This window comes from Glutamicibacter sp. NPDC087661 (assembly GCF_044743275.1).
GTDB lineage: Bacteria > Actinomycetota > Actinomycetes > Actinomycetales > Micrococcaceae > Glutamicibacter.
Genome location: NZ_JBIUWE010000001.1, coordinates 815,464 through 838,760 on the forward strand (window position 1 = coordinate 815,464; position 23,297 = coordinate 838,760).

18 protein-coding genes are annotated in these 23,297 nt (G+C 60.6%); 13 read left to right on the plus strand and 5 right to left on the minus strand.

Translation table 11 applies throughout. The features are described from left to right. The first annotated feature begins 1 nt into the window (after position 1). The 10 genes from ACIOTN_RS03875 (at position 2) to ACIOTN_RS03920 (ending at position 10,360) form a co-directional block, all read left to right on the plus strand. On the plus strand, positions 2–742 hold the full coding sequence (locus tag ACIOTN_RS03875) for a sirohydrochlorin chelatase (protein ID WP_105658469.1): 741 nt from the start codon (positions 2–4) through the stop codon (positions 740–742). Between the two features lie 67 nt (positions 743–809). After that, positions 810–2,510 (plus strand): nitrite/sulfite reductase, encoded by a 1,701-nt coding sequence (locus ACIOTN_RS03880; RefSeq protein WP_105661442.1) that lies wholly within the window; start codon positions 810–812, stop codon positions 2,508–2,510. Then, the gene (locus ACIOTN_RS03885) at positions 2,507–3,229 is read left to right on the plus strand and encodes a phosphoadenylyl-sulfate reductase (RefSeq protein WP_105661441.1); all 723 of its coding nucleotides are present in this window, start codon (positions 2,507–2,509) and stop codon (positions 3,227–3,229) included. Before ACIOTN_RS03880 ends, ACIOTN_RS03885 begins: the two co-directional genes overlap by 4 nt. Positions 3,230–3,239: 10 nt before the next feature. Then, positions 3,240–4,163: a sulfate adenylyltransferase subunit CysD gene (gene cysD, locus ACIOTN_RS03890; protein ID WP_105658472.1), complete on the plus strand. Its 924-nt coding sequence runs from the start codon at positions 3,240–3,242 to the stop codon at positions 4,161–4,163. A gap of 1 nt (position 4,164) precedes the next feature. Next, on the plus strand, positions 4,165–5,460 hold the full coding sequence (locus ACIOTN_RS03895) for a sulfate adenylyltransferase subunit 1 (protein WP_105661439.1): 1,296 nt from the start codon (positions 4,165–4,167) through the stop codon (positions 5,458–5,460). Continuing rightward, the gene (locus ACIOTN_RS03900; RefSeq protein WP_105661438.1) at positions 5,447–6,544 is read left to right on the plus strand and encodes an ABC transporter substrate-binding protein; all 1,098 of its coding nucleotides are present in this window, start codon (positions 5,447–5,449) and stop codon (positions 6,542–6,544) included. Before ACIOTN_RS03895 ends, ACIOTN_RS03900 begins: the two co-directional genes overlap by 14 nt. Continuing rightward, complete coding sequence (locus ACIOTN_RS03905; protein ID WP_105661437.1) at positions 6,544–7,287, plus strand: ABC transporter ATP-binding protein; 744 nt, start codon at positions 6,544–6,546, stop codon at positions 7,285–7,287. Before ACIOTN_RS03900 ends, ACIOTN_RS03905 begins: the two co-directional genes overlap by 1 nt. A 10-nt stretch (positions 7,288–7,297) precedes the next feature. Then, positions 7,298–8,116, plus strand: a complete 819-nt coding sequence (locus ACIOTN_RS03910) for an ABC transporter permease (protein WP_402734796.1) — start codon at positions 7,298–7,300, stop codon at positions 8,114–8,116. Further along, positions 8,109–8,888: a uroporphyrinogen-III C-methyltransferase gene (gene cobA / locus ACIOTN_RS03915; RefSeq protein WP_105661435.1), complete on the plus strand. Its 780-nt coding sequence runs from the start codon at positions 8,109–8,111 to the stop codon at positions 8,886–8,888. Before ACIOTN_RS03910 ends, cobA begins: the two co-directional genes overlap by 8 nt. 17 nt (positions 8,889–8,905) lie before the next feature. Beyond that, the gene (locus tag ACIOTN_RS03920) at positions 8,906–10,360 is read left to right on the plus strand and encodes an FAD-dependent oxidoreductase (protein ID WP_105661434.1); all 1,455 of its coding nucleotides are present in this window, start codon (positions 8,906–8,908) and stop codon (positions 10,358–10,360) included. Positions 10,361–10,450: 90 nt separating this feature from the next. Here the strand turns inward: ACIOTN_RS03920 and ACIOTN_RS03925 are convergent, their stop codons facing one another. From ACIOTN_RS03925 to ACIOTN_RS03945, 5 genes are all read right to left on the minus strand, one after another. Then, positions 10,451–11,689 (minus strand): exonuclease domain-containing protein, encoded by a 1,239-nt coding sequence (locus ACIOTN_RS03925; protein WP_105661433.1) that lies wholly within the window; start codon positions 11,687–11,689, stop codon positions 10,451–10,453. 176 nt (positions 11,690–11,865) lie between these two features. Continuing rightward, positions 11,866–12,309 carry a DUF2871 domain-containing protein gene (locus tag ACIOTN_RS03930; RefSeq protein ID WP_181149005.1) on the minus strand — a complete coding sequence of 148 codons (444 nt, stop codon included), beginning with the start codon at positions 12,307–12,309 and terminating at the stop codon, positions 11,866–11,868. Then, positions 12,302–14,404, minus strand: coding sequence for an MMPL family transporter (locus tag ACIOTN_RS03935; protein ID WP_402734797.1), 2,103 nt, complete (start codon positions 14,402–14,404; stop codon positions 12,302–12,304). Before ACIOTN_RS03935 ends, ACIOTN_RS03930 begins: the two co-directional genes overlap by 8 nt. Positions 14,405–14,516: 112 nt before the next feature. Continuing rightward, positions 14,517–15,134, minus strand: a complete 618-nt coding sequence (locus ACIOTN_RS03940; protein ID WP_105661431.1) for a response regulator transcription factor — start codon at positions 15,132–15,134, stop codon at positions 14,517–14,519. Continuing rightward, positions 15,131–16,378, minus strand: coding sequence for a sensor histidine kinase (locus ACIOTN_RS03945; protein ID WP_105661430.1), 1,248 nt, complete (start codon positions 16,376–16,378; stop codon positions 15,131–15,133). The genes ACIOTN_RS03940 and ACIOTN_RS03945 overlap by 4 nt, the downstream gene beginning before the upstream one ends. A 195-nt stretch (positions 16,379–16,573) precedes the next feature. On the opposite strand from ACIOTN_RS03945, the gene ACIOTN_RS03950 reads away from it, so the two are divergent. From ACIOTN_RS03950 to ileS, 3 genes are all read left to right on the plus strand, one after another. Beyond that, positions 16,574–18,154 carry an McrB family protein gene (locus tag ACIOTN_RS03950; RefSeq protein ID WP_105661429.1) on the plus strand — a complete coding sequence of 527 codons (1,581 nt, stop codon included), beginning with the start codon at positions 16,574–16,576 and terminating at the stop codon, positions 18,152–18,154. A 2-nt stretch (positions 18,155–18,156) separates the two neighbouring features. Then, positions 18,157–19,638, plus strand: coding sequence for a 5-methylcytosine restriction system specificity protein McrC (locus tag ACIOTN_RS03955; RefSeq protein ID WP_105661428.1), 1,482 nt, complete (start codon positions 18,157–18,159; stop codon positions 19,636–19,638). A 365-nt stretch (positions 19,639–20,003) separates the two neighbouring features. After that, positions 20,004–23,264 carry an isoleucine--tRNA ligase gene (ileS, locus tag ACIOTN_RS03960; protein ID WP_402734798.1) on the plus strand — a complete coding sequence of 1,087 codons (3,261 nt, stop codon included), beginning with the start codon at positions 20,004–20,006 and terminating at the stop codon, positions 23,262–23,264. Positions 23,265–23,297 lie beyond the last annotated feature (33 nt).

The window sequence follows — 23,297 nt, forward strand, 5'->3', positions numbered from 1 at the left end:
CATGAGTCAAGCGACCCAGCAGAAGATACATGTTGTCGCAACATCCCACGGCACGGACAACGCCAACGGGCAGCAACTAATCCATGATCTGCGTGCCGACCTGGAACGGCGGAGCGAAGAGCGATTCCCGGTGCAGCTTGTCTGGCACGAAGCCTATGTGGATGTCCAAGAGCCCCGGCTTGAAACGGTTATCGCCGGTTTGCCTGAAGGCGAGCCGGCAGTGGTCTTGCCGCTGCTGGTCTCCGACGGCGTTCATACGACGCACGACATTGCGCAGGCGGTCGCCTCGCGCGCGGGAACCTCCGCCGCCCTGCCATTGGGTCCGCTGCCGGAGCTGGCCCAAGTCCTGGCGCAACGCGCCGCAGGGCACCTGGCCAACGACCCGCTCGTTGTCTTGGCGGCGGCGGGCACGAGATTGGAAGTCGGCCAAAACCAGGTCAAGAATCTCGCCGAGCAGCTCGCTGTCCTATTGGAGCGCGAAGTGCAGGTGGGCTACTGCGCAGGGGCCCAGCCGCGGATCGCTGACGTCGTGGGAAATGCTGCCGCGCGTCCAGTGCTCGTGCTCAGCTCGCTGCTCGCCGACGGATTCTTCCAGCAGAAGCTGGCTAGCACGGGGGCAGGCGTGGTGACAAGCCCCCTGCTTCCTGACGTAATGATTGCTCAATGTTTCCTTGTGCGACTGCAAAAGGCGCTCGAAGAGGAGCTTTTCATGTCTCCAGATGACGAAGTCCTAACTCGTTAGGCAACGCGTAGCCATGTGACACCGGCAGGTTGCCGACCTCCTGGGGGCAGTTCCTACGCTGGTGGACATGACGCAGACAACCACACCAGTTCGCTCCACAAGAGCGGCAAAACCCAACGGCCAATGGAAAATCGACGGCCCTGCCCCGTTGAATGCCAACGAAGAGATGAAGGCCGCCGACAACGGCCTGAACGTGCGCCAGCGCATTGAGGAAATCTACTCGAAGCAGGGCTTCGATTCCATTGAACCCGAGGATCTGCACGGCCGCTTCCGCTGGTGGGGCCTCTACACCCAGCGTGCCCAGGGGATCCCCGGCGGCAAGACGGCGACGCTGAGCCCAGAAGAACTTGAAGACCGCTACTTCATGCTGCGCGTGCGCATCGACGGCGGCGCCCTGACCACCGAGCAGCTGCGCGTCATCGGCCAGATCTCCACCGACTTCGCCCGCGACACCGCCGACCTGACAGATCGCCAGAACGTCCAGCTGCACTGGATCGACGTCGTCGATGTCCCGGAGATCTGGCAGCGGCTGGAAGCCGTCGGCCTGCACACCACCGAGGCCTGCGGCGACGTGCCCCGTGTCATCCTCGGCTCTCCGGTGGCAGGCATCAGCAAGGACGAGATCATCGATCCCAGCCCGGTGATCGCCGAAATTTCCCGCCGCTACATCGGCAAGCCGGAATTCGCGAACCTCCCGCGCAAATTCAAGACCGCCATCACCGGCCACCCAAGCCAGGATGTCGTCCACGAAATCAACGACATCGCCTTGATCGGCACCGTCCACCCGCAGCTCGGCCCCGGATACGACCTGTGGGTTGGCGGCGGGCTGTCGGCAAACCCCCGCCTGGGCGAACGCCTCGGCGCCTTCGTGACCGAAGAGCAGGCACCGGATGTCTGGGAGGGCGTAGTTTCCATCTTCCGTGACTACGGGTACCGCCGCTTGCGCAACCGCGCACGCCTGAAGTTCCTGCTGGCCGAATGGGGCACGGAAAAAATGCGCCAGGTGCTGCAAGATGAGTACCTGGGCTACGAGCTGCCCGACGGCCCGTTGCCGGAGCAGCCCACCGAAGCAGGAGACCACAGCGGGGTCAACGAGCAGAAGGACGGCAAGTTCTATATCGGGTTGACCGCTCCGGCTGGCCGCGTATCCGGTACCGCGCTGACCGGCCTTGCCGATTTGGCCGAAGCCCATGGATCCACCCGGCTGCGCACCACCCCGCACCAGAAGATCATCGCCCTGGACATCGCCGAAGAGCAGGTGCAGGACTTCGTCGCTTCGGCCCGCGCCCTGGGCCTGGAGGCATTCCCCAGCTTGTTCAAGCGTTCGGCCATTGCCTGCACCGGTATCGAATTCTGCAAGCTGGCCATTGTGGACACCAAAGACACCATGATTGACGCGGTAGCAAAAATCGAGGATCGCCTGGCCGACCACGAGGGCAAGCTGCCTCGCCAGCTGTCTCTGCACGTCAATGGCTGCCCGAACTCCTGCGCCCGCATCCAAACAGCGGACCTCGGATTCAAGGGCCAGCTGATTACCAACGACCAGGGAGAACAGGTCTCCGGATTCCAGGTTCACCTCGGTGGCACCCTGGCCGGTTTCGAAAATGGCGAAGCCGCCCTGGGGCGCACGGTGCGCGGGCTCAAGGTCGCGGCTGATGAATTGCCCGAATACGTGGAGCGGGTAGTGAAGAACTACTCGGCCTCGGCTGCCGAAGGGGAATCCTTCGCTGCCTGGGCCCACCGAGCTGAAGAGGATGAGCTGAAATGAGCAAGCCGACCCCAGTACGTACCCGCAGCGAGGCTGAACTGCGGCGCATCGCCAAGCTGGGCGCCGCCGAGCTGGGCGGGGATGCCACAGCGGACCAGGTCGTCGCTTTCGCAGCTGAGCACCTCGACGCCGACGAGGTAGCGGTGGCCTGCTCGATGGCCGATGCCGTGCTGCCGCACCTGGTCTGCGCGCAGCTGCCCAAGGTCGATGTGCTGTTCCTGGAAACCGGTTACCACTTTGCCGAAACCCACGGAACCCGCGACGAAGTGGCTCGCACGCTGGACGTGAACATCGTCGACGTGCTGCCTGCCTTGACCGTGGCCGAACAGGATGCGAAGTTCGGCAAGGACCTGTTCTCCCGGGATCCGGCCGCCTGCTGCCAGCTGCGCAAGATGGACCCGCTGGCCAGATCCCTGTCCGGATATAGCGCGTGGTTCACCGGGGTACGCCGTGACGAAGCTGAGACCCGCATCAACACGCCCCTGGTCGCTTTCGACGAGAAGCACGGACTGGTCAAATTCAATCCCGTGGCGCCCTGGAGCTTCGATCAGCTGATCGACTACGCCACCGGGCACCAAGTACCCGTGAACCTGCTGCTGTCCAACGGCTACCCGTCCATCGGATGCCAGCCTTGCACCCGGCCGGTAGCCGAGGGCGAGGACCCGCGGGCTGGCCGCTGGGCCGGGCTGAATAAAACCGAATGCGGAATCCACGTCTAAGGAGCGAATCATGACCATCACCGCTAACGCGCCCGCAGGCACCCAGCGCAGCGTCCTGGACGCCCTGGAAGCCGAATCAATCCACATCATCCGCGAAGTGCTCGCCGAATTCGACAAGCCCGGACTGCTGTTCTCCGGCGGCAAGGACTCCGTAGTCGTCCTGCACCTGCTGGCCAAGGCCGTCTCCCCGGGCCGCGTGCCCATCCCCGTCGTGCACATCGATACCGGCCACAACTTCGCCGAGGTGCTCAACTTCCGCGACGCGGTCGTGGAAAAGTACGGGCTGAACCTCGTCGTCGGCTCCGTGCAGGAGTACATCGACCGCGGAGAGCTGGCCGAGCTGCCCGACGGCACCCGCAACCGCCTGCAGACCCGGGTCCTGCTGGACACCATCGAATCCAACGGCTTCGACGTGGTCTTCGGCGGGGCGCGCCGCGATGAGGACAAGGCCCGCGCCAAGGAGCGCATCCTGTCCCTGCGCGACGAGTTCGGCGTCTGGGATCCGCGCAACCAGCGCCCGGAAATCTGGAGCCTGTACAACGGGCGGCACGAGCCGGATTGGCATGTGCGCGCCTTCCCGATCTCCAACTGGACCGAACGCGATATCTGGGCCTACATCCAGCGCGAGAACATCGAGCTGCCGCCGATCTACTTCGCGCACTGCCGCCAGGTCTTCGAACGCGACGGCATGTGGCGGGCACTGACCAGCGTCAGTCAGCCCAACGCCGATGAGCCGGTCGTCGTCAAGCAGGTGCGCTACCGCACCGTGGGCGACGCCAGCTGCACCGGTGCGGTGCTCTCCGCCGCCGACACCGTGGCGAAGGTGCTCGATGAATTGGCCGTCGCCACCATCACCGAACGCGGAGCCACCCGCGCCGACGACCGTATTTCCGCCGCGGGAATGGAAGACCGCAAGACCGAAGGGTACTTCTAAGATGACCACCACACTATTGCGCATCGCTACCGCCGGTTCGGTCGACGACGGCAAGTCCACTCTCGTGGGCCGCCTGCTCCATGACGCCAAGGCCATCCTCGCCGACTCGCTCGATGACCTGGCCCGTACCAGCGCCGAACGCGGCTTCGGCGGCAGCGCCGGAACCCTGGACCTCGCGCTGGTCACCGACGGGTTGCGCGCCGAACGCGAGCAGGGCATCACCATCGACGTGGCCTACCGCTACTTCTCCACCGACAAGCGGTCCTTCATCTTGGCCGATTGCCCCGGACACGTGCAGTACACCCGCAACACCGTCACCGGCGCGTCGACCGCAGACGCGGCGATCGTGCTGGTTGACGCGAGGCACGGCGTGCTGGAGCAGACCCGGCGCCACCTTGGCGTGCTCGCCTTGCTGCGGGTTCCGCAACTGGTCATCGCCGTGAACAAGATGGACCTGATCGACTGGGACGAAGCGGCCTTCAGCCAGATCGAGGCCGAAGTACTCGCGCTCGCCGGAGAACTCGGCCTGAAGTCAACCACCGTCATCCCGGTCTCCGCGCTTCAGGGAGATAACATCGTCGATCCTTCGGCTTCCGCGCACTGGTATGCCGGCCCGACCTTGCTCGGGCTGCTAGAGGACATCGAGCCGCGGCTCGGCGGGGGCACTGCCCGTCTGGATGTCCAGTACGTGATCCGCCCGCAGGGCGCCTTGGCTCCAGGCCTGGACCCGGACGCGTACCGCGACTACCGCGGATATGCCGGAACTCTGGTTGACGGCAGCTTGGCCGTGGGGGAGTCCGTGCAGGTGCTCTCCAACGGCCAGCCGGTGAGCAGCCGGATCAAGGCCATCAGCACCCCTGCTGGTACCGCGCACCGCGCCCAGGCCGGCGACGCCATCGTTGTCGAGCTGGAGACCGACTTGGATATTGCCCGCGGCGACACCATCGTCGCCGGCGAACTGCCAACCGCGCACCGGGAGTTCCAGGCGAACATCTGCGTATTGGACCCAGTGAAGCTCACTAGCGGCCAACGGCTGTTGATCAAGCACGGTACCAAGGTCGCCGCAGCCAAGCTGTCAACCATCGAATACGTCATCAACGTGGCCGACTATTCGCAGCAGCCCGCCCACTCCTTGGAGCTCAACGACCTGGGCCGGATCACCTTGCGCAGCCAGGCAGCGTTGGCCATCGAGCAGTACGCCACCTCGCGCACTGGCGGAAGCTTCCTGCTAATCGATCCAGCTACGGGGCGCACCCTTGCGGCGGGGATCATCGAGGAAAATAATGAAGCAGCCTGATGTTGGCCAGCCAACAAGAAACCAAGGGCGGGTCCGGCTGACGGCTCATGGGCAGAAGACCGGCTTCCGAGGACGCTTCCTCGGGCTGGCGGCGGTCGGAGCATTGAGCGCAGTTGCTGTGGCGACGACGTTTCTTCCGGGACCAAATGAAGTACCAGCGCAGGCGGCACATCACGGACCGGCAGATGAGCTGAAGATTGGCTATTTCGCCAACCTCACCCATGCTCCGGCCTTGATCGCCCAGTCCGAAGGTCTTCTCCAAGATCACCTTGAAGAAGACGGTACCAGTGTCCAAAGCCAGATATTCAACGCGGGACCGGCAGCCGTAGAAGCCTTGAACTCGGGGGCCATCGACGCCGCATATCTGGGGCCAAACCCGGCGTTGAACAGCTACCTGTCCAGCGATGGCGAGTCGTTGAACGTGGTGTCCGGCGTCGCCTACGGCGGAGCCAGCCTGGTTGTCGACAAGAAGATCACTAAGCCCGAGGAACTGGCCGGCAGCAATCTGGCCAGCCCGCAATTCGGCGGAACCCAGGATGTTGCCTTGCGCAGCTACCTGAAGGGCCAGGGCTTGAAACAGGACGCCACAGTGACCCCGAGCTCCAATGGAACCGTCGCACAGCTTTTCGGCCGCGGTGAAATTGACGGTGCTTGGCTTCCGGAGCCCTACGCTTCATTGCTAGTCGAGAAGAACGGGGGACACCGCTTGGTGAATGAAGCCGAGCTCTGGCCCGACGGCAAGTTCCCGACAACGGTTCTGGTGGTCTCCAAGGAATTCATGGCTAGCCATCCGCAAACCGTGCAGAAGCTGGTCGATGCAAATACCCAAGCCATCGATTGGCTCAATCATGCGGACGGAAAACAGAAGTTGGCGGCTGTGCAGAAAGCTTTGGTCGAAGCCAACGGAAGTTCCTTTGACAAATCAGTGATCGCTGAAGCCTTGAAGCAGGTGCACTTCAGCGAGGACCCCCTGCCTGAAACCTACCAGTCACTCGTGGACCACGCATTGGCCGTAGGAGTGGGGTCTGGCGGTAACGCAGACGGACTCGTGGATACGCGTTTTCTTGAACAGCAGGAGAAGTAATGGGAGTACGGCTGAATGAAGTTTCCCTGAGCTATCCAGGCACTGGCTTGGTCATAGATCGCCTCAGTGCAGAAATTGAAGACGGAGAGTTTATCGCTGTCTTGGGGGCCTCAGGCTGCGGCAAGTCGTCCTTGCTCAACATGATTGCTGGGTTACTGCCGCCCAGCTCCGGCTGGCTTGAAGTACCTGAAGACGGCGCGGCATTCATGTTCCAGGATGCCAACCTCCTGCCGTGGCTGACAGCCAGCGAGAACGTTGACCTGGCGCTCAAGCTCGCGGGGAAGCCAGCTCCGGAACGCCAGCAACGCGTCGAGGAACTGCTCAACCTCGTTCAGCTGGGGCATGCAAGCGGCAAGAAGCCGCATGAACTTTCTGGCGGCATGCGCCAACGCGTAGCTTTGGCCAGGGCTTTGGCTCAGGACCGCCAGGTTCTGTTGATGGATGAGCCATTTGCCGCCCTGGACGCCATCACGCGTGACATGCTCCATGAGCAGTTGCGGGCCTTGTGGAGGCAAACGGGCAAAACCATCATCTTCGTCACCCACAATGTGCGTGAGGCGATTCGCCTCTCCGGCCGCATTCTGGTGCTTTCTTCGCACCCCGGGCGCATCCTGGAGACTCGCCGGATCACCGGCGAACTCCGCAATAACCCGGCCGAGGCCGCCGCATTGGCCGATGAACTAACCACGATTCTCAGAAAGGAGCAGCGGAAACATGAGCTCACTGACAGAATCTCGAACTAGGTTCAAACCCGTGCGCGTTATCAAGCTACGCCCGAACAACCAGCTCGATTCATGGGTTGCCCCCTTGCTCACTGTGGTTGTGCTTCTGAGCCTGTGGCAAATTATTTCCTGGGCAAGCCCACTGCGCGAAGACCTTTTTCCCGGTCCACTGGCTGTCGCGGCTAAGCTTCCGCAACTGCTGGCAGATGGATCATTGGTTGCGGCCGTGGGCAATTCGTTGTTCCGCGCCGTGAGCGGATTTGCGATTGCCGTGATTATTTCCACCCCGCTGGCGTTGCTGCTGGCGCATCAGCCGCTGTTGCGCAAGGGGGTGGGGCCACTGGTATCGGCCATGCAGGTATTGCCCTCTATTGCGTGGGTTCCCGCAGCCATCATTCTTTTTGGCCTGAGCGATGCGACCATCTACACGGTTCTGCTGCTCGGCGCGATTCCATCCATCATCAATGGCCTGCTCGCCGGGATCGACATGATTCCAGCGCAGTACAAGTCCTTGTCTAAGGTGCTCGGTGCCTCCAAATGGGAGCATGTGCTGCACATTGAGCTGCCAGCTGCCATGCCAGGGTATGTAGCCGGACTGCGTCAGGGCTGGGCTTTCGCCTGGCGTTCGTTGATGGCTGCCGAATTGATTGCCGTGGGCGGTTCACTGGCCCTAGGCGTCGGTTCACTGCTGCAACGGGGCCGCGATCTGGCAGACCTGCCATTGGTCATGCTGGTGATCTTGACCATCCTGCTGGTGGGTGTGCTGATCGAATTATTATTTTTCGCTCCGATTGAACGCAAGCTGTTGCGCGATCGAGGAATGACCCGAACGGGAGAAAACTATGGCTAAAGGGCATATCACCCTGATTGGCGGTGGACCGGGGGATCCCGAGCTGATTACCATCGCCGGCTATAAGGCCCTGCTTGCCGCGGAAGTGGTTTTGGCCGACAAGCTGGGACCTACCGCGTTGCTGGCAGAACTTTCCGATGATGTGGTTGTCATCGATGTGGGCAAGTCACCAGGCTGCCACGTCAAAACCCAGGATGAAACCAATGAATTACTGGTCAAGTACGCTTTAGAAGGTAAGCGGGTAGTTCGCCTCAAAGGTGGCGACCCGTTTGTACTTGGACGCGGCGGCGAGGAACTGCTCCACGCCGCGAAATACGGGATCCCTACGCGTGTGATTCCCGGCATTACCAGTGCAGTCTCCGTGCCCATGGCCGCTGGCATTCCCGTCACGCACCGGGGAATTGCGGCCGGTTTTACCGTAGTCAGTGGACACAGCGAACTCGCGGACGTGCCGATCCGCTCTGATCACACCCTTGCGGTGCTGATGGGAGTATCGAATTTGCCACAAATTGTTGAGACATTGCTTACCCGTGGTTTACCGTCAAGTACACCGATTGCGATAGTTGAGCGAGGTTACTCACAGACGCAGCGCACAACTATCGGTACGCTAGAAGGGATAGTAAAGCGCGCCCGCAAGGCCGCAGTGGCGAATCCGGCCGTTATCGTTATTGGTGACGTCGTTCGGCTAGCCCCGGAAGCCTCCGACCAACTGGTAGACCTCCTGCCGCTAGAGAATGCCGATGCCACCGCGCCGGCCTCATTCGTTGACTAAGAAAGAGAAGTTGTTTGATGAGTGAAATTATCGTCCCTGAGCACCTCCATTCCCGGGCGCTGCGTGTTGCCATCGTTGGTGCCGGTCCGGCCGGCATCTACGCCGCTGACCTGCTCAACAAGAGCCAGCCGGTCGCATCGGGCGAACTGAAGCTGCACGTTGATCTCTTTGACGAGCTTCCTACGCCATTCGGTCTGATCCGTTACGGAGTTTCCCCGGATCACCCGCGTATCAAGGGCATCATCAACGCCCTGCACAAGGTGCTGGACAACGACTGGATCGACTTCTACGGCAACGTCGGCTTGGGCCGCGACATCTCGCTGGAAGACCTGCATACCCGTTACGACGCAGTGATCATCTCCACCGGCGCCCAGAAGGACGCTGACCTGAACATCCCAGGTGTCGATCTTGAAGGGTCCTTCGGCGGCGCCGACTTCGTGTCCTGGTATGACGCACACCCAGATGTTGACAAGAATTGGGACCTGTCCGCCAAGGAAGTTGCTGTCATCGGCAACGGCAACGTTGCCCTGGACGTGGCCCGCATCCTTTCCAAGCATGCTGACCAGCTGCTGGAAACCGAAATCCCTGAGCACATCTACGAGCAGCTGAATGACTCGGCCGTCACCGACGTGCATGTCTTCGGCCGCCGTGGCCCGGCCCAGGTGAAGTTCACCCCGCTGGAACTGCGCGAACTCTCGCACTCCAAGGACGTTGACATCGTCCTGTACCCAGAGGACTTCGAGTTCGACAAGGCTTCGGATGAAGCCATGAAGACCAATAACCAGACCAAGACCATGGTCTCCACCCTGACCAACTGGCTGATCGAGCAGGAAGAGCGTGAAGAAGCTCCAAGCGCCTCGCGCCGCCTGCACCTGCACTTCCTGCAGTCGCCAGTCGAGGTATTGGGCGAAGATGGCAAGGTCACCGGCTTGAAGGTGGAGCGCAACGAGCTCGACGGAAATGGCGGCGCACGCGGCACCGGCGAATTCGTCGAGTACCCGCTGCAGGCCATCTACCGTGCCGTCGGCTACTTCGGTTCGGCAGTCGACGACATTGAATACGACGGGGCCAAGGGCGTTTTGCCCAACATGGAAGGCCGCGTGCTGAACGCGTCCGGCGCTCACGTTCCCGGCCTGTATGCCACTGGCTGGATCAAGCGTGGCCCGATTGGGCTGATTGGCCACACCAAGGGCGACGCCCTGGAGACCATTACCCACTTGCTTGAAGACCTCACTAAGCTGGCGCAGCCGGATTCTTCCCAGAAGATCTCGGAACTGCTCGAAAGCCGCGGCGTGAACTTCTCCAACTGGGATGGCTGGAAGAACTTGGACGCGCACGAGAAGGAACTGGGCGCCGCAGCCGGCACCGTTTCGACTCGCTTCGGCGAGATCACTCGCGACCGCGTCAAGGTCGTAGAGCGCGAAGCGATGATGGAATTCTCTTCGGCAAAAAAATTGGTTGAGAGCCTGTAAGTTTCACCCCGGGCTCTAGCAACTATGGGCGATGTCCCTCGGCAAATCATTGCTGGGGGACATCGCCCATTGCTGTACCTGGCGCAGGTGTCAGCGGAGTAGGGTGTTCCAGAGATAATCTTCGCCGACAACAGGGATGCAGTAGTCGCGTGCTTTCTTGGCTTTGCCGGAGAGCGAGTCAGGATCCGCGGCCACCAGCAAGGCTACTTTCTTGGTGATCGCGCGATGAGGGGCGAACCCTGCGGACGCAAGCTGAGCTTCAATCTCCGAACGCGGACGAGTCATATCGCCGGTGAGCACCACCATGGCGCCGAGATCGATCTGATGATTGCCCTGAGGCTCGCGGATGGGTTCGTGATCTTCGGAAGCCACCGGCGCCACCTTGGCTACCTCGATTAGCTGCGGCGGAAGTCCTAGCAATCCGATGACTTTCGCCAGATCGGCTATTTCGTCTTCGGTCAGTACGCCATCGGACCAAGCCGTTGCGACAAGCTGTTGGAAGTACAGTTCGTGCAATCTCAGCGCTTGGTGCTTATCCAAACCAATTTCAGTGGCGGCCTGGAGCAGCTGGGCTTCTTCATGGGCTGATACGTAGCGGTCCATCAAAGCTAAATCCAGTACGGCCAAGTAGTTCTCCTCCGTAGCCGTGCCCGAAAATTCCGGCAACCGGGTCGCAAGCTTTTCCAGAAAATGCCCGGCAGATTCAGCTCTGTACTGGGACCGCTTAACTGGAACGACGCGCGAGCGCGGCGTTGAATCAAACCACCGCCCTGTCGAGGCTAAACGCAGTCGTCCGTCCCATTCTGGTTCATCGGGATCCAGTTCCATGTAGCGCGAAAGCAATGTCGCTGTGGCCGTCGCATCTCCCACTGCGCTGTGAGCCTGTTGCAACTCGATGCCAAAGGAATCGCAGCAGTCTTGAAGCGAGCGGCCTGCGCCTTGCAGGTAGCGGTGGGACATTCGCATGGTGCACATTCCTTGCGCCAGGAAGGTCTCGGGCACCGGCAGGCCGCACTTGCGGAATTCAGCCTCAAGGAATCTGGAATCGAAGGAAAGATTGTGTGCCACGAGCACTGTGCCCGATAGCCTCCAATGCAGTTCTTCTGCCAGATCCTTGAAGCTGGGTGCATCGAGCACGTCGCGGCTCTGGATGCCATGGATTGATTGCTTGCCAAGATCGCGTTGCGGGTTGATCAGTGTTTCCCACGAGTCGACAATCGTGCCCTGCCGATTCATGGTGACTATCGCAATTTCGGCGATGCGGTCGTTCCCTCCGGGGAACAGGCCGGTGGTTTCGGTATCCACGATGGAAAAGAATTCGTCGCTCATGACCGCTCCTGGGAGAAAGATTGTTAGTTCAATCTATAGCAGCAGCGGATCATTTTATCCTTAGCCAAGTGGCCAATCTTGGGGTCCTGGCGGTGGGTGCCAGAAGCGCGAGCGAACTCGGCCCAGACGATCTTCGTCTGGACCGAGTGTCAGTTCCGCTGTGGTACTTGGCTGGGCTAGCCGGCCATCTCGACCTTTTGGGTTGGCTTCGGGGTGCCGACACTGCGGCGCAGCATGATGAACAGCAAGATCATGCCTGCGGTGATCGACATGTGGCCAAGACCCGCGATGCCCGAGATCATCTTGGACGACTCAACGCCTAGTACGGTCATGATGCCGTGGGTGAGCTGCATGCCCGCGGTTAGGATCACGCCCGCGTTGTAGGTGCCCATGAACCACGCGAAGAGCTTGCGGTGCTGGCTCAGGCCGAAGGCCTTTTCCAGAAGGAGCACCAGCAGCAAGATGATGAAGCCCAGCACCAGCAGGTGGGTGTGGACTACGGAGAGCTGGGTCCACTGGCCTTCAGGGAAGCCGTTCATCTTGGTGAGTTCACGGTAGAAAAGACCGGAAGCTACACCGAGGACCATGTAGGCGAAGGAGAAATTCACGAGCTTACGCATTGATTTTGTTTTCTTTCTGAACGGTTGGTTCTGCAGTTGCTTCTGCAGCGGAGGAAGTTGTGCCGAAGAGTGGATGCTTGCCTGAGCCCAGGACTGCGAACAGCGCCGGGAGCAGCAGGGTGCGAACGACGAAGGTGTCCAGCAGGACGCCGAGTCCTACGATCAGGCCGAGCTGGCCTAATACCGTGAGCGGCAGTGTTGCCAGTGCCGCGAAGACACCTGCTAGCACGAGCCCGGCACTGGTGATCACCGAACCGGTGCGGCTTGCGGCCAGTACCACTGCGTCGCCCAGCGCCAGCACCTGCGAGTCTTGGCGGACTCGCTGGGTCAAGAAGATGGTGTAATCCACGCCCAAGGCGACCAAGAAGACGAAGGCCAGCAGCGGCACCTGGACATCCAGAGCGTTGGCCTCGAAGACCACCGAGGAAACCAGGGAACCCAAGCCGACGGCGGCGCCCGCGCTGAGCAAATTCACCAGACCCAAGGCAAGTGCGGTTCGCCAGGAACGGGTCAGCCAGCCGAGCATCACGAAGCAGATGACCATGATCAGCGGGGCAATCACGAACAGGTCGCGCAGGTGCATCTGGTGCGAATCAAGCTGTTCGGCGCTCTGCCCGCCAATGAGCACCTGCCCGGTACTGCCGGTTGCCGCAGCACCGTGCAGGTCCGCTACCAGGTCCTGTGCCATGGCCGAGCTGGGATCGACAGCCGAGATGACAGAGAACTGCTGCCATGGCGTGGTGCCGAGCTGGGAGGATTCGCCAACACGCTTGACGTTGTCGACTCCAGAGAATTCATCTCGCAGGACCTGGACATCGGTTCCCTGCGCCAACACGGTGATCGGCTGGGTTTCACCTGCGGGGAAGTGCGCTGCCAGGGTCTGCATGGCACTGGAAGACTCGGTGGCGGTACGGAACTGCTGGGTCTGGTCCAGGCCGATACGGGTGCCGGTCAACGCTCCAGCCAGCACCATGAGCAAGACCGCCAATGCTGCCAGGTTCAGACCCGGACGGGTCATCACAGCACGAGCAGCACGTCCGAAGAAGTTTTCCTTCTTGCTTTCCTGTCCCGGGCGGGGGACCAGCGGCCAGAATGCCGTGCGCCCGGCGAAGGCCAGGATCGGTGGCAGCGCAAAGAGCACGAAGAACGCAGCGATCAGCAAGCCAGCGGCGCAGACGATGCCCAGCCCGCGGGTATCTTCCATGACGGCCAGTCCCAAGGTCAGCAGGGCCAGCACTACGGTGAGGTTGGAGGTCAGGATCGCTTCGAAGCTGGCCGCCCACGCCTTGGACAGCGCCTGGCGGTGGTCAGTATTCTTCTGCAGTTCATCGCGGTAACGGGAGATCAGCAGCAAGGCGTAGTTGGTGCCGGCGCCGAAGACCAGCACGCTGAGCACGCCGGAGTCGAAGTGCAGATTGAAGGCGTTGCCCAGCAGGTTCGCCACCAGGGAGGCGCTGCGATCGGCGATGGCAACAACGACCAGCGGGATCAGCCAGAGTACCGGCGAACGGTAGGTGAGGATCAGCAAGACTGCCACGATGCCCACCGTGACGGCCAGCAGGGTGAAGTCCGCCCCGGCGAAGGCATTGGTGATATCTACTGCGAAGGCGGTAGAACCAGTGACCTGCACGGCCAGCCCCTGAATGGGATGGGCCTGGATCCAGTTGCGGACCTCATCCAGCTTCTGGCGGTCGGCCGTATCGGAGACCGTATCCCAGGTGAGCGGAACCATGGCTGCCTGCTGGTCTTCGCTGGCCATGGTGCGGCCGGCGGACACCTCCGCGTCGTGGCCTAGCGCCGCGGTCTGCTCATCAAGGGCAGCGGTGTCGGCATTGCTCAACGCATGGCCATCGGTGCGGTTGGCCACCAGCAAAGCCGAGCTCTGGGAATCGCTGGTGTTGGCATCCAGGATTTCGGCGACCTGTGCCGATTCGGAGCCTTCGACCAGGGAGCTGGCCGCACGGGTTGGGGCTTGGATGCTGCTCAGCGCACCAAAGAGAACGAGAACTACTGCAAAGATGCCGGCGGCCCAAATGCGGGCTCCGCGGCGGTTGGTCAGCGAATCGCCGATCCGGGGGATAACTGGAACTTTCATAGTTCCAGTTAACGAGATTTCGCAGGTCAGGCCATCGTGGAAAGGGGTGAGTAAAACTTCAATCGAAAGGTTGAGATGCACCCCGGCGTGTCACCGGGATTCTGTTGATCAGCTACAGCAGTCCGTGGTCTTTGGCCTTGTTGATCGCGTCGGTACGCGTAGTTGCTTGGAGCTTGTCGAAAATGTGGACCAGGTGGGTTTTGACCGTCGCCTCCGAGACGAACAGGGCCTTGGCGATCTGCTTGTTGCCGGCACCGGTAGACAGTTGGACCAATACGTCCTTTTCGCGCTTGGTGAGCTCGATTTTGGGACGGCGCATGCCCTCGACAACGCGCTGGGTCATCTCCGGGGCCAGGACCATGTGCCCGGCGGAGGCTTGGCGGATGGATTCGACGATGGTCTGGGCACTGACATCCTTGAGCAGGTAGCCGGCAGCTCCAGCTTCGATGCAAGCGAGCAGCTCTGAGTCCTTGTCGAAGGTGGTCAGGATCAGCACATAAGGCGGTTTGGCCAGTTGGCGGATCGCCGCGGTGGTTTGTGCGCCATTCATCCCGGCACCCAGACGCAGGTCGCAGAGCACCACATCGACGGTGTTGGCCTTGACGAATTCCACCGCTTCCTCGCCGCTGGAAACCTCGCAAATGACAACGATGTCGTCGTAGTTCTCGAACAGCGCGCGCAGGCCGGTCCGCACGATGGGGTGATCGTCGACCAGCAGGATCCGGATCATGAGTTGTCCTTTGCTAAGCGAAGCGGAAGGTGGGCGCACAGGGCGGTGCCTTCACCGGGTGAGCTCTCGACATCCAAACCGCCGCCGAGTTCGCGCAGGCGCTGGTTCATTGCGGTGAGGCCGAAGCCTCCGGTGTGCGTACTGGTTTGAACGCGACCAGTATTGGGAACGAAGCCAATGCCGTCATCGACAATATCCAAACGTACTTCGTCGCCGCTGGACCCCAGGCTGAGCGCCACCGTGGAGGCCTGGGCATGGCGCAGCACGTTGGACAGGGCGGACTGGATGGTGCGCAGCAGCGCGATCTGCACATTCGGATCCAAAGTGGGCAGCCCCGGTTCGATATCCAATCGGGTCTCCAACTTCGAATCGGCCTTGAAATTCTCCAAGACGCGGCCCAAGGCTCCGGCGAGCGCCTGGGAATCGAGTTCTGCCGGAGCCAGGGCGGCGATGATGCGACGCAAATCGGTCAAAGCCTGCCCGGAAAGCTCATCGATGCGGCTCAGGGCCGCCGTGGCAGCTTCGGGATCCCTGGACGCTTCGGCCGCCTTGGCATGCAATCCGATGGAGGAGAGCTGCTGGGCGACGGTGTCGTGGATTTCGCGGGCCAGACGGGTGCGTTCGGTGGCGATGCCAGCCTCATGCTGGGAGCGGGCCAATTCTCCTTGCAGGTCTGCCATTTCCTGCTGGGCTCGCACCAGGGAATCCACCAGGGAAGTACGTGCTTCCGCGTCGCGTTCCATCTGCAGGTATCCGCGGGAGATGCCCCAGGCGAATAGCCCGCCAACCAAGGGGCCGGCTGCCGCTGCCAGTGTAACCGTTGAGTTGTGCAGGTACGGGGCGAGGATGGTGAAGGCATAGACGACGACCGACCACAGGATCGAGGGCACTAAGGGGAGCTGGTGGCCGAGCAACAACCAGAGGCTGAAAGCGAGCCACATGAATTCGGGGGAAGCTGCGAGGCTGGCCACCCAGATGCCCAGCAGGACCGCCAACCACCAGGCTGGCATATTTTTCGCGTGGCTGCGTGCCATGCGAATGAATCCGGCGCAGTACCACGCGATGAACAGGATCGAGATGCCCAGACAGAGCCAGGGGTTCTCCCCGTTGGCGAAGGCCCTGAACAGCACGATGAGGAGCAGGATGAAGGTGACCAGGTGTTGTCCCCAGCGCAAAATTGCGGGGGAGCCGAAATAACGAGGCTGGTTCTGCGGGCCAGCCCAAGACGGCGCGGGAGTGCTCATGGACGCAAGCCTACTAAAACCACGGATCGCGCAGGTGCCAAGATCATTTAGTCCTCGTTGAAGAATTCGGGTTAGAACCTACCGCAGTTGATGCGAAATATTAGTCTTCCGCGACGCGACGCAGTGTGCAAAGATGACGATAGTCGTAGAGCCGGATGTGAGTATTGAATTCATCCCTTGGTAGAAGAGGCGCCAATGTCTGTAAACACGGGAACTGTTCGGCTCTTGGAAGAGCCTGCTGAGGTACAGGTGCGTCAGATATTCAATCAGGTACGGATTGATGGCACGCTGAGTGCCCAGATGCGGTCAACCGTCTTTTGCATCTTCGGATATGACGACGAACTTCAGGCGGATAAGGTGACGTCCACCTGCCTGGAAGCTCTGGGGCGCAAGTTCGAAGCGACTGCTGTGCCGGGAGAACCGCTAAAGCAATTTGTCGTCATTCGCGAAGATATCAGTTCCTTCTTGCGTCTGTTGGATCCTGATTGGCCGGGCGAAGGTTCGTATTCGAAGTCACCACGTGAGCTGGTGGATCAATGGGATCTCGCACATAACCCGCTTCCGCACCTGCTGGCAGCTGGCACCATGATCGAAAACCTTAGGCGCAAGTCCGGTCCGGAGGATAGCAGAGATCCAGATAGCTACGTGTGGATCAAGTTCCCTGTTGAAGCACTCAAGGGAACGACGCAAGATGCTGAACTTTGCAAACAAGGATTTAGCCGATGGATGCAGGAAAATGCGAAAGTTGTTGCTTTTGCACCAGGCGAATCTGAGGAAGAACTGATCCCAGCCGGAACTGATATTGATCAGCTGATTAGCGATCTCGACACCTACAAAAACGTCATTCTCGAAGGTGTCGCTGGAAGCGGAAAAACGCACACCCTTGAAGCGCTCAAAGTCGCCTACAGCAACCGGACGAGCGTTCTAGTCTTCCATCCTTCGACTTCCTACGAAGATTTCGTCGTGGGATTGCGGCCAAAATCAGATTCATTTGAAGTCGTACCTGGGCCATTCTTGCGGATGTGCGAACGGGCGACCAGGGATCCTGAACAGAACTACTTGCTATTCCTCGATGAAATCAACCGAGCTAATACCGCACGTGTCCTTGGCGATCTCCTGATGGTGATCGAACCAAGCAAGAGGTCGGCTGTGCAGGCGGATACTGGTGTGGGGCTGCATGATCCCCTTGAGCATTGGTGTTGGCCGACCGAGAACTTCCACACGGTGCTTACAGACTCTGAACTGCACGAACAACCGAAACTCAACAGCGTGGAATTGCAGACAAGTTTGCCAGGTAACCGTAAGCACTTGGTTGTTCCGCCAAACCTGCACATTATCGGAACGATGAATACAACTGATCGCTCAGTTGGCACTATAGACCTAGCGCTGCGTCGCCGATTCTGGTGGAAGACTCAAGAAGTTCTGGCAGGGCAGCGCTTAGCGATAGCTTTGGGAAAAGATCGGTCTCAAGAACTCGACAAGGTAATTGCGTGGCACGAGTGTGTCAACCAGAAATTAAACGACGAAGTGGGCCCGGATGCACAGCTGGGGCACTCATATTTTTTCACTACCGATGCAACAGCGAAGGACATTGCGGAAGCGCTGGTGCAGCAACTGGCCGAGATCGCCCATATTTTCAATCTCAGCGCTGAAACGGTAAAAGCATTCTTCGATGAGGAAGAAGCCCAGCTGCCGAACCAGATGCGACTCTATGCGCACGGTCGTGGACTTGGACGAAGATTCCTAACAGTTCCATCGAACCGTACCGAATCTTGATCATGGAAACCGAACTCCCGACTGTACAAGGCCGCTTAGCCAACGAGGAGCCTAAGTGGTTTCAAGCCAGCACACGTGGAAACGGAATTGGGCTCACCGTCTTGAAAACGACGGAGTCCTACGAAGCAGATAGCCGCGCAATCTTCATCTACGTCTTGCCGAAAGCATGGCGGGATTCAGAAGCAGCTGAGATCGTGCCGCGCGCTTGGAAGTTTGACAGCGAATCCACAGGCTCAGATTTAGACACCCTAGTCCTCTATGAAATGGACTATCTAAGATTGAATGGCCAGTGCGCCGAAGCGCTGAGTCGCTTGTGCCGACCTGTTCAAGTTGATGAGGATGACGACGGCGTCAGAGACGCGCTTTGGACGCGTTCGGTTCCTCCAGCTGTGGCCTCGCGTGCCCCGGAGCCAACGCGGTCGAGTATTTTGGCCGGATTTTGGGAATTGATCCGTGACAAATTGCAGCCAGTAGTCAATGACCCACCTCTTGGAATTTCGGTCATGATGCGCGAACCGCAGGCGCGTCAGGCTTTCATGAAGTTATTCTTGCTCCTGGCAGAAGCTCAAGTCGCACGGCGCAGGCCGGAGTTCATTCCGGTCTCCGAACCCTTGGCAGCCGTTCGAGGTCGTTTGATGATCAACGAGCTTGTTAAACGCAAGGCAAATCGAAGATTGCCCATATGGTGTACATTCGACGATCTAGACGGAGACACTCAAATCTGGCAAGCGATTCGACTTGCGGTTGAACAGTGCTCTCAAGAGGTCAACGGTGATGACCTGCTTGTTGATTTGGCGCTGGAAATTGACGCGAGACTGAATGACGTTTCCATTGGATCCGTCGCTGAAATCGTACGGCGCCCATTGCGGGATGCGGCTCGCCAGCGCAATCGCGGGTTGCTCGCGGTGTACCGATTGGCACTGGCGGTATTGAACGATCACGTGTCGCTGGCAGAGCCGACCCATGAGGACGCTGACGGCGTGGTCTTCACGTTCAAGATTGCAACTAGCGAGATCTGGGAAGATCTGGTGGCCAGAGCCGTTGATACGACGCGAAAATATCGCGTCAATAGGAGTCCTGGCAACAAAGTGCTATTTCATGGGGGAGTGTCGAAAAATGTCGACATCCACATTGACTACGCTGATACTCCGGGGTGTTCAGTCCTGCTTATCGACGGCAAGTACAAGAAATCTAAAAAGTTCGTTACCAGCGCATCGATGGCAGACCAGTACCAGATTTACGCCTATGCAAATCTTTGGAATGCTCCGGCAGTGCTTGCATACCCATCTACCGGTGATTCATCACCTCGCGTATGCATGACGTCAGCTATTGCGAACCGGGGAGGGAGGGTCGGTGCGATGAATCTTCCGTTTCCGAAGCCCGGGCAAACGGCGATACCGGTCGAGCCTAATGAGATTGAGCGCTTGCTGGACTTTATCGCAGATCGTTCGGGTGATACCGGGTTGAAGGGCCAGTGCAGTTAACAAGTTCGAACACTTGTTCGAAACTATATTTGAATGGCGCTGCGGGTGGCATGCGTGTTCTGCGCTCGCCGAGCTGTGAGCCTGCGCTCACTTGCATTTCGAAGGCTGCCGGGAATTTTCAGCTGGGGCATCACGCGGTAGGATATAAGGACTGCGACTTTGATCCGGCTATCACCGGTGAGTCTTCGGAAGAACCGCGAGCATCATGAACGCCAAGTAGAACCGAACGGGACCAGCCCGTCACAGCTGAAGATAAGCGATTCCCCATCATTGCGGCGGGGGATAAGCGGGGTGGTACCGCGGCATTCGTGCCGTCCTCGTAGGCAAGGATTTATCGACCCTACGCTTGAAGGACGGCCCATTCGATGAGCTTCTACCCGAAGGTCACTACAGACCCAACCGGTTCGACCCCGGCTTCACCGCGATTCCCAGATCTTGAGAAGCGCGTCCTCGAATACTGGAAGAACGACGACACTTTCCAGGCCTCCATTGACCAGCGCGAGGGCGAAGAATTCGTCTTCTACGATGGCCCTCCCTTCGCCAACGGCCTGCCGCACTACGGCCACCTGCTCACCGGCTACGTCAAGGACCTGGTAGCGCGCTACCAGACCCAGCGCGGCAAGCGCGTGGAGCGCCGCTTCGGCTGGGACACCCACGGCCTGCCAGCCGAGCTGGAAGCCATGAAGCAGCTGGGCATGACCGACAAGAAGCAGATCGAAGCCATGGGCATCGACAAGTTCAACGACGCCTGCCGCACCTCGGTGATGAAGTATGCCGATGAGTGGAAGCAGTACGTGAACCGCCAGGCTCGCTGGGTCGACTTCGAAAACGACTACAAGACCCTGAACGTCGAGTTCATGGAATCGGTCATCTGGGCCTTCAAGCAGCTTTCGGACAAGGATCTGACCTACAAGGGCTTCCGCGTGCTTCCGTACTGCTGGAAGGACGAGACCCCGCTGTCCAACCACGAGCTGCGCATGGACGACGACGTCTACAAGAACCGCCAGGACCAGACCGTCACCGTGGGCTTCACCATCCTTGCCGGTGAAACCGAAGCCTCCAAGGCACTTGCCGGCGTGCAGGCCCTGGCGTGGACCACCACCCCGTGGACCCTGCCAACCAACGCCGCACTGGCCGTGCACCCGGCGATCGACTACGTCGTGGTTCCTGCAGGCGAGGCCGGCGTGAAGGCTTCGGCCGCCGCCGGGCCATTCCTGCTGGCCCGCGACCTGCTGGGCTCCTACGCCAAGGACCTGGGCTACAAGGATGCCAAGGAAGCCGCTGCGGCCATCACCGCCAGCTACACCGGTGAGCAGCTTGCCGGCGTGCGCTACCAGCCGCTGTGGGACACGTACACCGACACCGAGAAGTACGGCACCGAAAACGCCTGGCAGATTCTCACCGCCGACTACGTCACTGTGGCCGACGGCACCGGCATCGTGCACCAGGCTCCGGCCTACGGCGAGGATGACCAGAAGGTCTGCGAAGAGCACGGCATCCCGGTGATCCTCTCGGTAGACGAGGGCGCCAAGTTCCTGCCGGTCTTCGGCAACGGCCCGCTGGCCGAGATCGCCGGCGTGCAGGTGTTCGACGCCAACAAGACCATCACCAATGTGCTCAAGGACGAGGCCAAGCTGGTCAAGCAGGCCTCCTACGAGCACTCCTACCCGCATTGCTGGCGCTGCCGCACCCCGCTGATCTACCGCGCGATCTCCTCGTGGTACGTCGAGGTCTCCAAGTTCAAGGACCGCATGGTCGAGCTGAACGAGCAGATCAACTGGATCCCGGGCAACGTCAAGCACGGCCAGTTCGGCAAGTGGCTGGAAAACGCCCGCGACTGGTCCATCTCGCGCAACCGCTACTGGGGTTCGCCGATCCCGGTGTGGGAATGCAGCGGTGCCGAATGCGAGCACCGCGAAGTCTTCGGCTCGCTGCAGGAAATGCAGGACTTCTTCGGCCGGATGCCGGTTAACCACGAAGGCCAGCCTGACCTGCACCGCCCATTCATCGACGAGCTGACCAAGGCCCATGAGGGCTGCGCCGAATCCGGCACCCTCAGGCGCGTGGAAGACGTGCTCGATGTCTGGTTCGACTCCGGCTCGATGCCGTACGCCCAGGTGCACTACCCGTTCAACAACCAGGAATGGTTCGATTCCGGCCACCACCCGGCGGACTTCATCGTTGAGTACATCGGACAGACCCGCGGCTGGTTCTACACCATGCACGTGCTCTCCACCGCGCTCTTCGACCGCCCGGCCTACACCAACGTGATCTCCCACGGCATCGTGCTGGGCTCGGACGGGCAGAAGATGTCCAAGTCCCTGCGTAACTACCCGGATGTCACCGAGGTCCTGGACCGCGACGGCTCCGATGCCATGCGCTGGTTCCTGATGGCCTCGCCGATCCTGCGCGGCGGCAACCTGGTCGTGACCGAACAGGGCATCCGCGATGGCGTGCGCCAGGTGCTGCTGCCGCTGTGGAACGTCTGGCACTTCTTCAACCTCTACACCAACTCCGCCAACAACGGGGCCGGCTACGAGGCCAAGCGCTCGATGGACTCCACCGACCCGCTGGACCAGTACATGCTGGCCGCCACGGGCCAGCTGGTGCGCGAAGTCACCGAGGCACTGGATTCCTACGAGGTCTCCGATGCTACCGAGGCCGTGCGCCAGTACATGGACACCCTGACCAACTGGTACGTGCGCCGTAGCCGCCAGCGTTTCTTCGATGAAGACACCCAGGCCTTCGACACCCTGTACACCGCGCTGGAAACCCTGGTGAAGGTCACTGCTTCGCTGCTGCCGCTGGCCAGCGAAGAGATCTTCCGCGGGCTGACCGGCGAACGTTCGGTGCACCTGGAGGACTGGCCGGAAGCCAGCGAATTCCCAACCGACGCCGCGTTGCTGGAAACCATGGAAACAACCCGCAAGATCTGCTCCGTGGGCTCCTCGCTGCGCAAGGCCAAGAACCTGCGCGTGCGCCTGCCGCTGGCCGAGCTGAAGGTTGTGCTCACCGGCGCTGCCCGCCTGGAAGGCACCTACGCGTCGATCATCAAGGACGAGCTGAACCTGAAGGCCGTCACCTTGATCGATGCCGAAGGCGTCGACGCCGCCAGCTACGGCATCAGCCAGCAGCTGGTAGTGAACGCCCGTGCGGCCGGTCCGCGCCTGGGCAAGAACGTGCAGCAGGCGATCAAGGGCGCCAAGTCCGGGGACTGGTCGGTCACCGACGGGGTGGTCACCGCGGGAGGACTGGAACTGGCCGAGGGCGAGTACACCCTGGACACCGTGGTGGATGCAGCAGGCGAAATTGCCGCGGCAGTCATCGACGGCGGCTTCCTGGTGCTGGATACCGAGGTCACCGAGGCACTGGCTGCCGAGGGCACCGCACGCGACATGATCCGCTCCATCCAGTCCGCCCGCAAGGACGCGGACCTGCAGGTATCGGATCGCATCCACACCGTGGTCACCGCCAACACGGCCGCCATCGCGGCACTGGAAGCGAACCGCGAGCTGGTGGCAGGTGAAACCCTGACCGCGCAGCTGGAACTTGTCGCCGATGATTCGGTAGATGGCGAGCAGGTCACCGTGGCCAAGCTGGATTCTGGCAAAGTCGAGGCCAACTAGTGAGCGAATTGGACCGCGTCTACGCGCAACTGC

What these genes read in the sequence shown, in the direction of transcription:
- ACIOTN_RS03875 (WP_105658469.1), top strand. Translation starts at nt 2, where the DNA reads ATGAGTCAAGCGACCCAGCAGAAGATACATGTTGTCGCAACATCCCAC.
- ACIOTN_RS03880 (WP_105661442.1), top strand. Translation starts at nt 810, where the DNA reads ATGACGCAGACAACCACACCAGTTCGCTCCACAAGAGCGGCAAAACCC.
- ACIOTN_RS03885 (WP_105661441.1), top strand. Translation starts at nt 2,507, where the DNA reads ATGAGCAAGCCGACCCCAGTACGTACCCGCAGCGAGGCTGAACTGCGG.
- cysD (WP_105658472.1), top strand. Translation starts at nt 3,240, where the DNA reads ATGACCATCACCGCTAACGCGCCCGCAGGCACCCAGCGCAGCGTCCTG.
- ACIOTN_RS03895 (WP_105661439.1), top strand. Translation starts at nt 4,165, where the DNA reads ATGACCACCACACTATTGCGCATCGCTACCGCCGGTTCGGTCGACGAC.
- ACIOTN_RS03900 (WP_105661438.1), top strand. Translation starts at nt 5,447, where the DNA reads ATGAAGCAGCCTGATGTTGGCCAGCCAACAAGAAACCAAGGGCGGGTC.
- ACIOTN_RS03905 (WP_105661437.1), top strand. Translation starts at nt 6,544, where the DNA reads ATGGGAGTACGGCTGAATGAAGTTTCCCTGAGCTATCCAGGCACTGGC.
- cobA (WP_105661435.1), top strand. Translation starts at nt 8,109, where the DNA reads ATGGCTAAAGGGCATATCACCCTGATTGGCGGTGGACCGGGGGATCCC.
- ACIOTN_RS03920 (WP_105661434.1), top strand. Translation starts at nt 8,906, where the DNA reads ATGAGTGAAATTATCGTCCCTGAGCACCTCCATTCCCGGGCGCTGCGT.
- ACIOTN_RS03925 (WP_105661433.1), bottom strand. Translation starts at nt 11,689, where the DNA reads ATGAGCGACGAATTCTTTTCCATCGTGGATACCGAAACCACCGGCCTG.
- ACIOTN_RS03930 (WP_181149005.1), bottom strand. Translation starts at nt 12,309, where the DNA reads ATGCGTAAGCTCGTGAATTTCTCCTTCGCCTACATGGTCCTCGGTGTA.
- ACIOTN_RS03935 (WP_402734797.1), bottom strand. Translation starts at nt 14,404, where the DNA reads ATGAAAGTTCCAGTTATCCCCCGGATCGGCGATTCGCTGACCAACCGC.
- ACIOTN_RS03940 (WP_105661431.1), bottom strand. Translation starts at nt 15,134, where the DNA reads ATGATCCGGATCCTGCTGGTCGACGATCACCCCATCGTGCGGACCGGC.
- ACIOTN_RS03945 (WP_105661430.1), bottom strand. Translation starts at nt 16,378, where the DNA reads ATGAGCACTCCCGCGCCGTCTTGGGCTGGCCCGCAGAACCAGCCTCGT.
- ACIOTN_RS03950 (WP_105661429.1), top strand. Translation starts at nt 16,574, where the DNA reads ATGTCTGTAAACACGGGAACTGTTCGGCTCTTGGAAGAGCCTGCTGAG.
- ACIOTN_RS03955 (WP_105661428.1), top strand. Translation starts at nt 18,157, where the DNA reads ATGGAAACCGAACTCCCGACTGTACAAGGCCGCTTAGCCAACGAGGAG.
- ileS (WP_402734798.1), top strand. Translation starts at nt 20,004, where the DNA reads ATGAGCTTCTACCCGAAGGTCACTACAGACCCAACCGGTTCGACCCCG.